Genomic DNA, 11,103 nt, shown 5'->3' with positions numbered 1-11,103 from the left:
ACGATAAGCTGCAGGAACGGGTGGAACGACAAACTGGCCCTGACGATCCTCCCTATGCCAAATACCCGTTTCAGGCTCTGTGCGAAGGAAGCCCAGGAGACGTTCTGGCCATCGCGCCCACGGGCAGCGGAAAGACGGAGGCTTCGTTACTGTGGGCCCTGAATAAAGGGGCGAGCAAGGTTTTGTTTCTGATGCCGACCAAGGTAACGTCCAACAGCCTGTATGAACGGATGAAGACCTATTTTGATCCCATGGACTGCGGGATATCTCATTCGGGGGCCGGGGTGTACCTTGTGCTTCAAAAAGAGGAAAAGGAGCAGGAGCAAAGCGTTGAAGACAAGCTCAAAGTGTTGCGCCAGTACAAAGCGTTTATGGCTCCGGTCATGGTTGCGACGGTGGATCAGCTGCTGACGGCCAACTTCAACATGGGGGACTGGTTTTTCAAGGAACTGGCGACGCTTGGAGCCTCGGTGATCTTTGACGAGATTCACGCTTACGCTCCCTTTACCCTGGCGCTGATCACGGAGAGCATTCAGCGTATCAGGACAATGGGAGGCCGGGTCATGGTGATGAGCGCCACGATGCCCCGGAAACTGAGGGAGCACTTTCAGGCCCTTCTGGGCGTGGAGATGCCTGTCGTCGCCGAGGAGCTGATGGAAAAACGTAAGTGCTCCTGGGAGTACAGGGACGCCCCGCTGGAATCTTTCGATGAGGAGATTTTAAAGGCTCTTGAGCAGAGGCGTAAGGTTGCCGTTGTCGTGAACACGGTGGATGTCGCGCAGAAGACTTTTTTGCGGTGGAAAGCTATCTTGGAGGAAAAACAGCCGGATAAAAAGATCCTTTGTTACCATAGCCGCTTTATCATGAGGGATCGAGACGAAAAGGAAAAACTTCTGCTGGAGAAGGATAAGGAAGGACGCCCTTCCTTCGTGGACCTCGTGGTCGCGACTCAGGCCATAGAGGTCTCGTTGGACATCAGTTTCGATCTCATGCTAAGCGAGTGTGCACCCCTGGACAGTCTCATCCAGCGCGCGGGACGCTGCAACCGATTCGGAAAATCCGTGGGAGCTCGTTTTGTGGTCTTTCCCATCAGTGATGTGGCCAGGGAGTACGTCTACAAAAATGCCGAAGAACCCCTCATACGCACGCTAGAGGTTCTGCAGCGATGGGAAGGATCCCTTTCCGAGCGGGACTTGTCCGTAATGTTGGAGGAAGTATACCAAAACCTTGAGATCGAGGATGAAAATTACGAGGAGGGCAAGCGAGCAGCGCGGAGCATTCTTGAGAACCCCGATGTCTCCATTCTGGATGAGACGATTCTTCAGGACGATGCTTTGACTCGTAAGATCAAGTTCCTTAAGGTGCAGGTCATCCCGTATCGCTTTCTCGGAGAGGTGCAGGAGCTTTGGTCAAGCAGAGATAGAGCCGATCTCTTGCGGATTGCGCAGTTCGAGGTCCCCATCGGACTCCATCAGGCAAAGAAGTTTAACCCTTTGGATGTGCCGAGGGGGATGGAACGTTTGAATATACGCGAGGTCGAGTACGATGAGGAGATCGGAGTGAAGCTGGAGGATTTTGACGTGTCAGATAGTATGATATAGGAGGCGTCCCATGTTCTCCGAGCCTGTGAACGTCAATGGGCATTTGGTCCAGGCTTTTTGGATTTGTAAGCGTCAAGCCTGGCTTCTGGGGCATAGTGTGAGTGCCGATCAGAGCAATGACTTCCTCGCCCTCGGCCGCCTGATCGACCGGAACAGCTACGCCCGGGAGCGGCATCAGGTGGCGTTCGGGGACAACAAGTTTGACTTCGTCCAGGGCGCGGATGGGGAGATGGTGGTCTGCGAGGTCAAGAAGAGCAGCCGCGCGGAGCGATCGGCGCGGCTGCAGCTTGCCCATTACCTCTACGATCTTCGAAAGGCCGGGATCGAGGCCCGAGGGGTCCTGATGTTCCCCACCGAGAAGAAGCGCGTCGAGGTTGTCCTGACGGACGAGCTCGCATCGGAGCTGGACTCCGTCTATGCCGGGATCGAGGAGCTGGTTCGAAAGGACGCTCCGCCTGCGGCGGAGTCCTGCAAGTATTGCCGCAAGTGTGCCTATGCCGAGTACTGCTGGGGATAGGGCGTTTGGGCGGGGAGGAGGGACACGATGGGCAAGACCCTGTATCTCTTGAGTTCCGGGGCGCTGCGGCGCAAGGACAACACGCTTTTTGTGGAGCGGTCGGGCGAGCCGGGGCAAAAGCCGCGCTTCCTGCCCGTGGAGACGACGGACGAGATCATGGTGATGGGCGATCTGGAGCTCAACAAGAGCCTTTTGGAGTTTCTGACGCAGAAGCGGATCATCCTCCATTTCTTCAACTATCATGGTTATTATGCCGGGACCTACTATCCGCGCGAACACATGAATTCCGGGGCCGTGCTTTTGGCCCAGGCGGCGCACTATATGGATGGAGTCAAGCGTCACGCGCTCGCCTCGGCCCTCATCGTCGGTGCGATTCGGAACATGCGCCGGGTGGTGGGGTACTACCAGCGCCGGGCCTCGCTGGATGTCCAGGACATTCTGGAGGACCTGGAGCGTTTCGAGGACCTGGCGCCGCGAAGCGAGGACGTCCCCGGCCTGATGGGAATCGAGGGTAACGCCCGGAATCGGTATTATCAGTTCTTCGATAGGCTGGTTCAGGACGAGGCGTTCAAGATGCAGGAGCGGACGCGCCGCCCACCGACCAACCGCATGAATGCGCTCATCAGTTTTTTGAACTCCATGTGCTACATTCTGGCGCTTTCGCAGATCTACAGGACGCACCTGGACCCGCGCATCGGCTTTCTGCACGAGACGAACTTCCGTCGGTTCAGCCTGAATCTGGATCTTGCGGAGATCTTCAAGCCGATCCTCGTCGACCGCCTGATATTTTCTCTGGTCAACAAACGGGAGATTCAGGAGAAGCACTTTGAGAAGGAGACGGGCGGCGGCATCTATCTGAACGACCGGGGACGCGAGGTTGTCTTGCGCGCGTGGGAGGCGCGGGTCAATGAGACGATCGAGCATCCGCGTCTGAAGCGCAATGTCAGCTATCGCGGCCTGATGCGCATGGAGGCGTATAAGATCCAGAAGCACATTCTGGACGACGCGCCCTACGAACCCTTTGTGAGCAGGTGGTAAGGTGTTCGTCCTGATGTTCTATGACGTGGGGGAGAAGCGCGTGGGCAGGGTCTTGAAGACGGCGCGGCGGTATCTGACGTGGATTCAGAACTCCGTCCTCGAGGGCGACCTGAGCCCTGCGACGTTCGAGGCCCTCAAGACGGACGTCCGTAAAATTTTGGACTTGCAATACGACAGTGTTTTGTTTTATGCTTGGCGTACCGAGCGCTACATGTCCCGCGAGGTCGTGGGGGTGGAGCGCGGCAGTACGGACTTTGTGGTGTAACACGGCCAGGAACCTTTTGTACCTTGACAACGCCATAGCAGGTTTTATATTTTGGCTCCTCGCTATCAGGAGTGGTTGGTTTATAAAAGGCTACCGTTATGGTATCTTTGGACCATTATGAAGGACATCGAACTGTTTCAAATAGCGCTAGGCATATCGTCGCCGTGGTTTGTCAAATCCCTGGAGTTGGACCCTGCAGCTAAGAGGCTTGATATTCACCTGGACTTTCAAAAGGGCTCTAAATTCACCTGTCCCGAATGCGGGGCAGAGGGTCGGAAAGTTCACGATACTGCTACAAAAACCTGGAGGCATCTCAATTTTTTTCAGTATGAGGCCTACCTCACGGCCAGGGTTCCAAGGATCCACTGCGACGTCTGTGGCGTCCACCTGGTTCCTGTCCCCTGGGCGCGTGAGGGCAGCGGGTTTACTTTGCTTTTCGAGGCGTTGGTCTTGTCCCTGGCCCCTGCTATGCCCATCAAGACCTTGGCGAGGGAGCTGAACATGCACGACACACGCCTCTGGCGCGTGGTCAGGCATTACACGGAACAGGCCCTCGAGCGGAGGGATCTGTCGCGGGTCCGCAATGTCGGATTCGACGAGACCTCCAGCAAGCGAGGGCACGATTACGTCTCTGTCTTCGTGGACCTGGATACGTCGAAGGTCATCTTCGCCACAGAGGGCAAGGACTCGAGTACTTTGGGTCGATTCAAGACATTTCTCGAGGAGCACGGCGGTCGAGGCGAAAACATCGAGCGGATGTGTTGCGACATGTCTCCAGCCTTCATCAAAGGGGCGCGAGAACACTTCCCTGGAGCGAAGCTGACGTTCGACAAATTTCATGTCATGAAGGCAGTGAACGAAGCGGTGGACAGCGTCCGTCGCGAGGAGCGCAAGGAGGACCCGAGCCTGGCGCACACACGTTATCTTTGGCTGAAGAACCCTCAAAACCTGACGGAGAAGCAAAAGGCCTGGATAGGGGACCTGAGTCTGAGGAAGCGTAATCGGAAGACCGCGCGTGCTTATCAGATGAAGCTGAGTTTCCAGGAGATTTTCAAGAGATTTCGCCTTCGAGAAGAAGGGGAGCTGTTACTGAAGAAATGGTATTTCTGGGCAACGCACAGTCGTCTGAGTGCGATGATTGGGGCAGCCCGCACGATCCGGCATCATTGGGACGGAGTTCTTCAGTGGTTTGAGTCCCCTATCAACAACGGCATTCTTGAGGGGATCAACAGCTTGATCCAGGCCTGTAAGGCGAGGGCCAGGGGCTACAGGAGCAAGGAGAACTTCATCTCGATGATTTACCTCATCGCGGGTAAGCTACAGATTGACTTACCCACTTAAAATGGCGAGGAGCCGGCAAGAGTCAGGTCCCCAAGGTCGACTACTGAAGAAGGATCTTTATAAAAGTCAGTATTGATCGATAGATTTAATCGTTTTTGTGGAGAGTTTGTGGAGAGGATGGGTCATAATTATAGCTATCGATAAGTATCGTTTCAGAATCAAACCGGGCTCCCCGGAGAGGGGGCGGAAAAAGAGGAGAGGGGTGCGGTACGATGGAAGGATTTATTATCAGAGGACGATGCACCGAGGCAGTCGTGTACGCACTCCAGCTCGATGAGATCGCGCAAGCGCAGATTCTGGAGCTGTGTTGTCAGGAGTTCGCGCGCGACGCGCATATCCGCATCATGCCGGACGCGCACGCCGGAGCGGGGTGCGTCATCGGAACGACAATGGCGGTATCGGACCGCATCGCACCGAGCCTCGTCGGCGTGGATATCGGGTGCGGAATGGAGGCGGTAAAGCTGTCCGATATGGAGGCGGACCTGCCGAGGCTGGACGAGGTCGTACGCACGCGGGTTCCGTCGGGCTTCGCCGTGCGAGCCCGTCCGCATCCCTTCATGAAGGACGTAAAAAACGGTTTTCTGAAGGACCTGCGATGCGCGGGGCTTGTGGGGCTTGACCGGGCGCAGCTCGATGTGGGAACGCTCGGGGGCGGCAACCACTTCATCGAGCTCGACCGCGCCGATGGCGGCGGACTGTGGCTCGTCGTGCACTCGGGCTCCCGGCACACCGGACTTGTGGTCTCGGAGATCTATCGACGGCTTGCAAAGGCGTACTGCGCCGGGGTCCCGGAGGGGACGCTTCTGGACCTGTTCCTTTCTTACGCCAGCAGTGCCGCAAAGCGCGACAACCTCGCGAAGCTCACGGAGGCCCTGACGGCCGCAGAGAGGACGGCAGAGCGACGGCATGGGCGGTCCGTTCCAGCGGACCTGTCGTATCTGGAAGGGCAGCTCATGAGTTTTTATTTACAGGACATGGAGCTCATGACACGGTATGCGGACCTGAACCGGAGAGCGATCGCCACGGAGATACTCGAGGGGATGAGACTGACGGACTCCGTATGCGACCGGTTCTGCACGGTCCACAACTTTATCTCCCGAAGCGACAGGGTCCTTCGTAAGGGGGCGGTCCCCGCCCCGGCGGGAGAGCGGTTCCTGCTGCCGATGAACATGCGGGACGGGGGCCTCATCTGCATCGGGAAGGGGAACCCCGAGTGGAACTCTTCCGGGCCGCACGGCGCGGGGCGCATCATGAGCCGGGGCGACGCGAAGCGCACGTTGTCGCTCTCGGACTACACGGCGGCGATGGAAGGGATCTACACGACCTGCGTCTCGCCGGAGACGCTGGACGAGGCCCCGGACGCCTACAAGCCGATGGACTCCATCCTCGCCGCCATCGGGCCCACCGCAGAGGTCGCAGACAGGCTCCGGCCCGTCTACAACTTCAAAGCGGGAGGCAAATAAACGGCTCGCCCGAGAGCTCTTGCAGGGAAAAGAGGTCCTCGTAAAAATATCCGTTTCAATATCTTCAAGCGCTTTGGAGGGAGGGAGCAAGTCATGGTACTATAATGATCGACCATCATCGCCTATGGATAAAGAATGGTGATTCCTTTGGATACGAACGGGCTGAAGCTGAGCGAGACGGCGATTTTCAAGGGCATGAGCGAGGACGAGATTCAGGCGGCCATGCGCGTCCTCCAGGCGCACGACCGCAGCTACAAAAAGGGGGAGACCGTCCTTCACGCCGGGGAGACGACGGACAGCATGGGGCTCATGCTGGAGGGAAGCGTCACGATCCGAAGCGACGACCGGTGGGGCAACCGGACGATCCTGAGCCACGTCGGGCCGGGACAGTTCTTCGCCGAGACCTACGCGTTTCTGAGAGATGCGGTTCTGCTGGTGGATGTCTGCGCCAACGAGAAGTGTCGGATTCTGTTCTTCCGGATCGGCGTCCTCCGGGGCCCGACGGGGCGTGCCGACCCCTGGCTGCTCCGGCTGACGACCAACCTCCTCGTCATCTCGTCGCACAAGAACCTCGTCCTATCGGAAAGGAGCTTTCATACGGCGCCCAGGACCATCCGCGCCCGGCTCCTCGCCTACCTGCACACCGTCTCCGTACAGACGCGCGGCGCGGAGTTCGACATCCCGTTCGACCGCCAGCAGTTGGCCGACTATCTGAACATCGACCGGACGGCCCTGTCCCGGGAGCTCGGAAGGATGCAGGACGAAGGGCTGATCGCATTCCGCAAGAACCACTTCGTCCTCCATAACAAAGTCATCCGCAGCAGAGGAGCGCTTTGACGAAGGTCCAAGCCAAAGCGCTCCCTCAGACGTCACCGTGGACGACAGGCCCTCCACGGCCCCCCTTTTCCCGCCGACAGCCTCGGAAAGGGAAACTTTTCCTCCGATCCCCGGCTACTGAACCGCGATATCCGGGTTCTTCTCGCCGAAGTTCGCCATCAGGAACGCCTTGATCTCCTCCCGGTCCTTGCCGAGCTTCTCCTGCTGCTTGATGGTCTTGTACGCCTTGAAAAGGGTCGACGGGCCGATCTCCGAGCTGAAGAACCCGATTCCCTGATTCCACGCAAGGAGCTCGAACACATCATCGAGCGCCGCGGAATCGACCCCGTGCGCGTACGCCTTGACGAGCTCCCGGCACGCCTGACGCATTCTGCCCGCGCCGACCGCATTCGTCAGCGACAGAAGAAGCCGGGTCTCATACGGGAGCGACCTCTTTTCGTCGTTCCAGGTCAGGTCCCAGAAGTTCACCGCGATCCTGCCGAGCTCCTCGTCGATCAGCGGGAAATTCGTCAGCGCCGCGGGACGCATGGGGATCGACCCGTCGTCCTCCTTCACCGCGGTACGATAGAAATAGGCGTGAAACTCGCTTTCCGCAGACTGTACCGTGTGATATTCAAAGCCCAGCTGCTCCATCACCGCGTAGAGCGGGATGGGCTCGAAGGTCTGGACGACCTCCAGTCCCGCCCCGACCGGAAGCTCCATCGCCTGCTTCTTCAGCCCGGGGAAGAAGTTCCCGGCAACCCCTCTCACATCGATCTTCTTGAACCCCGCAGTCTTGTCCTTCCAATCCGCAAAACTCATCGTGCGTCCTCCCATCCGGCTCCCGAAGAGCCCTGTGTTTTTCATACCGAACATAATTTATCATCGGGAGGACGCTCTTTGTGTGGCTATGATCACTTTCCGGAAGGACGTTCCTACTTTGTACGCGAAAACGGAACCCCGGCCCTGCCTGCAGGCCGACAGCTGCCCACGCACCCCCGCAGTGCGGCAGCCGTTCCGTCCGCGGGCAGCAAGCCGCAGGGGTCGAAGCCTGTAAACAACGGAAGGCTCACCCCTTCGGTGCACGTTTGGGGTTTCGGGGGAACCACCCCTTTTCGACGCGCCGGGTCTGCTGTTTCAGCTCGCGGATGCTCCAGAGCAGGGAAAACCCCACGACCCCCAGGACGGAGGAGAGCAGGGGCCGCTCCACGAACAGGGACGCGGCGCAGAAGGCGAGGCCCCCCGCCAGGAAAACCGGCCACACCCTGTCGGAAAAGTAGTACTCGCACTTGATGACGACGGGATGAAAGACGCCGATGACGATGAAGGAGGTCAGCCCGATGAGGATTCCGGACCAGTTGAGCATGCTCGCGCCCCTTTTTCCTCTACCAAGTGTCCCCGGAAGCGCCGCCGAAGATCAGGGGCAGCAGCGCGGAGAAACCGCCCGCCGCCGTGAGCGCCAGAGCCGGATGCAGCAAACTTCTCCAGCGCCTCGAGACAATCCCCGAGACCGCTTTGTATCCCTGATACGCCAGCAGAACCCAGAACGACATCATCGCGAGGTTCTCGACCAGCACGAGGGCCGCCGCCTTGTCGTAGTCCAGAAAGGCGAACTGCGTCGTGAGAAAAAGATAGGACGAAATATCCCTGATGAGAAACAAATGAAGCCCGCAGCCGGCCGCCAATGCGGCAAGGACGTTCAGGCCCACGCCCTTCCATCCTCCGGGCAGTCGCCCGGCTATCATGCCCCAATGCAGGCCCAGATGGAGGCTCATCAGGATGAAGCTCCACCAGGACCCCGATAGATGCGCCAACCTGGCCCAGTACGTCCCCGATCGGATGTCCAGAAAGGCGAGGGCGTGCCGGGACATCATCATTCCACTCGCAACCGTGACGAGGAAGGCCGCCAGGAGCAGCGCGTTCACCGCGGTCCAGAGGGAGCGGACAAGTCCGTACCGCCCCCGGAACAGGGCACGGTACCACCCGCGGTTGAGCCACTGGTGAATCAGGAACAGGACGAACATCCCCATCCCCAGCCACTCGTGTGCCGTCTCTCCCGTCACCCGAAGCGCCATCAGGAGCAGCAGCAGCACCGTCATCAACAGGTCAACGACCCTCTTCAGGCGCATAACGCTTCACCTCCGCCCATCATTGCCCGCCGCGGTCCATTTCCGCCCACATCCCCATGCAGGATGCACGACCCCGGGCCGCGGGCAGGGGCCGGCTCCCCTACTTGACGAGCCCGGTCCCCACAAGCCACTCCCGGACCTTCGCCCTGGCGCCCTCCGAAAACTCCTGGGCCTCCGCCCCCAGCATCGTGAAGGCGTTGTTCACGGTCGCGCCGGAGCAGAGCTTCCCTATCGTGCCGACGGTCCCGGACAGGCCGGAGCCGGCGGCCGTGCAGAACGGAATGATGCGCTTGCCGGCGAACGCCCCGGAGCCGTAGGACTCGAGGAACGTGTAGACGGCCATCGGCATGTCCCCCCACCAGTTCGGGTAACCGAGGAAGATGACGTCGTAAGGGCCGATGTCGGGCGGCGTGCTCTTCAGCTTCGGCCGCGCTCCCTCGTTCTGCTCGCGCTTCGCGACCTCGGTCGTCTCCCGGTACTCCTTGGGATACGGCCTCTCGGTCTCGATGCGGAACAGTTCTCCGCCCGTCGCCTCGGCAACGGCCTCGGCCAGGACCTGCGTGTTGCCCTTCTCGACGTAGCCCACCTGATAGTTCTCGTCGGCGCGCGAGAAGTACGCGATCAGAATTTTTCCGCCGTCCGCGGCGGACGCGGTCCCGGCGCCCGCGAAAAGCACAAATGCGACCGCAGTCAGCGAGAGCAGCAGCACACTCCATTCCTTCATCGCTTTTTTCCTCCATCTTCCTCGTTCAATTCGTTTTTGGCAAGCCAGGCGGCCACGTCGGCCGGCATGGAACTGCCGCCGCCATAGTGGACGGACAGCGGCGTGCCGATCACCGCGTTCGGAGCGAGCTTGCCTATCGCCGTGACGCTCTGTCCGAGGCGACCTCCTCCATGACTGCAAAACGGGATGATCGTACGGCCCGAAAAATCGTAGCTCTCGAGAAAGGACGCTACCGGCGCGGGAACCGAAGCCCACCAGTTCGGATAGCCGAGGAGGATCACGTCGTACTGCCCGAAATTCTCGACCCTCCCCTTCAGCTTCGGCCTCGCGTTCTCGCGCTGATCGCGCTGATCGCGCTGAGCCTCGTTCAGGACCGTATTGTAGTCGCTCGAGTATTCGCGCACCGGCTCAATCTCGAACAGGTCTCCGCCCGACTGTTTGCGGACCTCTCCGGCGATGCCGCGCGTCGTTCCAAAAACGCCGCGGCAAAAGCCAGCAGTCCAAGAATCTTCGCCATCCCCCCTCTTTCCGGGGCTCGGCCGTTCCCTCACTTCGGCGCGGTTACAGTCCCTCGATCCAGGCTTTGAGCGACGAAACCGACTCGCGGTTCCCAAATCTTTTGCCCGAGAGCCAGACCGCCCCGGGCGCGGACGGCTTGAGCTCGTCCAGTGTGCGCCCCATGCCGGAGCCGCCGGACGTCGCGAAGACGGCTACCCTCTTGCCGGACAAGTCGCAGCCCTCCAGGAACGTGTTGATGATCGTCGGCGCGACGTACCACCAGATAGGGAAGCCGATCAGCACCGTGTCGTACCCCGAGACGTCGGGCAGGGCCCCCTCGATGGGAGGGCGGAACTTCGGGTTGTCCCTCATCTCGATCGAGCTGCGGCTCTTTGGGTTGTTCCAGTCGAGATCGGCCGACGTGTACGACGTCTTGGGTCTAATCTCGTAAAGGTCCGCGTCGGCCGCCTCCGCAAGGTTCTTCGCAACTCCCGCCATCGTCCCCGTCGCCGAGAAGTACGCGACCAGAAACTTCTTTTTCATATTCATAGCGGAATCTCCTCCTTTTCGTTTTTTCAAAACAACAACAGTCTATAATTTAGAGTGAGCTCCAAGTCAAGGGGAGAAAGGATGAAAGCCATAGGGCCGACAAAGACGCGGCGAACCCGTGAATGATGGTGGGGCCAAAATCTGCGGACAAAATTTTAACGT

13 protein-coding genes are annotated in these 11,103 nt (G+C 59.3%); 7 read left to right on the top strand and 6 right to left on the bottom strand.

The window, feature by feature from the left end; genetic code table 11:
* The 7 genes from cas3 to Q0176_RS09910 all read left to right on the top strand — a co-directional run.
* Positions 1 to 1,601: CRISPR-associated helicase Cas3' (gene cas3 / locus Q0176_RS09940; protein ID WP_299302316.1), on the top strand; the 1,601-nt coding region annotated here is incomplete at its 5' end.
* A gap of 10 nt (positions 1,602 to 1,611) precedes the next feature.
* Positions 1,612 to 2,118, top strand: coding sequence for a CRISPR-associated protein Cas4 (gene cas4 / locus Q0176_RS09935; protein ID WP_299302313.1), 507 nt, complete (start codon positions 1,612 to 1,614; stop codon positions 2,116 to 2,118).
* A gap of 27 nt (positions 2,119 to 2,145) precedes the next feature.
* On the top strand, positions 2,146 to 3,156 hold the full coding sequence (gene cas1b, locus Q0176_RS09930) for a type I-B CRISPR-associated endonuclease Cas1b (protein ID WP_299302310.1): 1,011 nt from the start codon (positions 2,146 to 2,148) through the stop codon (positions 3,154 to 3,156).
* Between the two features lies 1 nt (position 3,157).
* Positions 3,158 to 3,421, top strand: coding sequence for a CRISPR-associated endonuclease Cas2 (gene cas2 / locus Q0176_RS09925; protein ID WP_299302307.1), 264 nt, complete (start codon positions 3,158 to 3,160; stop codon positions 3,419 to 3,421).
* Positions 3,422 to 3,538: 117 nt separating this feature from the next.
* Entirely contained in the window at positions 3,539 to 4,762 is a 1,224-nt protein-coding gene (locus Q0176_RS09920; protein ID WP_299302305.1) for an ISL3 family transposase, read from the top strand.
* 212 nt (positions 4,763 to 4,974) lie between these two features.
* Positions 4,975 to 6,225, top strand: coding sequence for an RtcB family protein (locus Q0176_RS09915; RefSeq protein WP_299302302.1), 1,251 nt, complete (start codon positions 4,975 to 4,977; stop codon positions 6,223 to 6,225).
* Positions 6,226 to 6,363: 138 nt separating this feature from the next.
* A complete protein-coding gene (locus Q0176_RS09910; RefSeq protein WP_299302300.1) occupies positions 6,364 to 7,062 on the top strand; it encodes a Crp/Fnr family transcriptional regulator in 699 nt (232 codons plus the stop codon).
* A gap of 114 nt (positions 7,063 to 7,176) precedes the next feature.
* Here Q0176_RS09910 and Q0176_RS09905 read toward each other — a convergent pair whose 3' ends face one another.
* The 6 genes from Q0176_RS09905 to Q0176_RS09880 form a co-directional block, all read right to left on the bottom strand.
* On the bottom strand, positions 7,177 to 7,863 hold the full coding sequence (locus Q0176_RS09905) for a DUF2249 domain-containing protein (RefSeq protein WP_299302297.1): 687 nt from the start codon (positions 7,861 to 7,863) through the stop codon (positions 7,177 to 7,179).
* 247 nt (positions 7,864 to 8,110) lie between these two features.
* Positions 8,111 to 8,407, bottom strand: a complete 297-nt coding sequence (locus Q0176_RS09900; protein WP_299302294.1) for a DUF4491 family protein — start codon at positions 8,405 to 8,407, stop codon at positions 8,111 to 8,113.
* Positions 8,408 to 8,426: 19 nt separating this feature from the next.
* The gene (locus tag Q0176_RS09895; RefSeq protein ID WP_299302291.1) at positions 8,427 to 9,170 is read right to left on the bottom strand and encodes a DUF4405 domain-containing protein; all 744 of its coding nucleotides are present in this window, start codon (positions 9,168 to 9,170) and stop codon (positions 8,427 to 8,429) included.
* Between the two features lie 100 nt (positions 9,171 to 9,270).
* Positions 9,271 to 9,894 (bottom strand): flavodoxin, encoded by a 624-nt coding sequence (locus tag Q0176_RS09890; protein WP_299302288.1) that lies wholly within the window; start codon positions 9,892 to 9,894, stop codon positions 9,271 to 9,273.
* On the bottom strand, positions 9,891 to 10,445 hold the full coding sequence (locus tag Q0176_RS09885; protein ID WP_299302285.1) for a flavodoxin: 555 nt from the start codon (positions 10,443 to 10,445) through the stop codon (positions 9,891 to 9,893). The genes Q0176_RS09890 and Q0176_RS09885 overlap by 4 nt, the downstream gene beginning before the upstream one ends.
* A 10-nt stretch (positions 10,446 to 10,455) precedes the next feature.
* The gene (locus Q0176_RS09880; protein ID WP_299302282.1) at positions 10,456 to 10,941 is read right to left on the bottom strand and encodes a flavodoxin; all 486 of its coding nucleotides are present in this window, start codon (positions 10,939 to 10,941) and stop codon (positions 10,456 to 10,458) included.
* Positions 10,942 to 11,103: the final 162 nt, after the last annotated feature.

Source organism: uncultured Fretibacterium sp. (assembly GCF_938040765.1).
Classification (GTDB): domain Bacteria; phylum Synergistota; class Synergistia; order Synergistales; family Aminobacteriaceae; genus CAJPSE01.
This window is presented reverse-complemented; position numbering and strand designations above follow the sequence as displayed.

What these genes read in the sequence shown, in the direction of transcription:
- Q0176_RS09920 (WP_299302305.1), top strand. Translation starts at nt 3,539, where the DNA reads ATGAAGGACATCGAACTGTTTCAAATAGCGCTAGGCATATCGTCGCCG.
- cas4 (WP_299302313.1), top strand. Translation starts at nt 1,612, where the DNA reads ATGTTCTCCGAGCCTGTGAACGTCAATGGGCATTTGGTCCAGGCTTTT.
- cas1b (WP_299302310.1), top strand. Translation starts at nt 2,146, where the DNA reads ATGGGCAAGACCCTGTATCTCTTGAGTTCCGGGGCGCTGCGGCGCAAG.
- Q0176_RS09915 (WP_299302302.1), top strand. Translation starts at nt 4,975, where the DNA reads ATGGAAGGATTTATTATCAGAGGACGATGCACCGAGGCAGTCGTGTAC.
- Q0176_RS09890 (WP_299302288.1), bottom strand. Translation starts at nt 9,894, where the DNA reads ATGAAGGAATGGAGTGTGCTGCTGCTCTCGCTGACTGCGGTCGCATTT.
- Q0176_RS09900 (WP_299302294.1), bottom strand. Translation starts at nt 8,407, where the DNA reads ATGCTCAACTGGTCCGGAATCCTCATCGGGCTGACCTCCTTCATCGTC.
- Q0176_RS09905 (WP_299302297.1), bottom strand. Translation starts at nt 7,863, where the DNA reads ATGAGTTTTGCGGATTGGAAGGACAAGACTGCGGGGTTCAAGAAGATC.
- Q0176_RS09880 (WP_299302282.1), bottom strand. Translation starts at nt 10,941, where the DNA reads ATGAATATGAAAAAGAAGTTTCTGGTCGCGTACTTCTCGGCGACGGGG.
- Q0176_RS09895 (WP_299302291.1), bottom strand. Translation starts at nt 9,170, where the DNA reads ATGCGCCTGAAGAGGGTCGTTGACCTGTTGATGACGGTGCTGCTGCTG.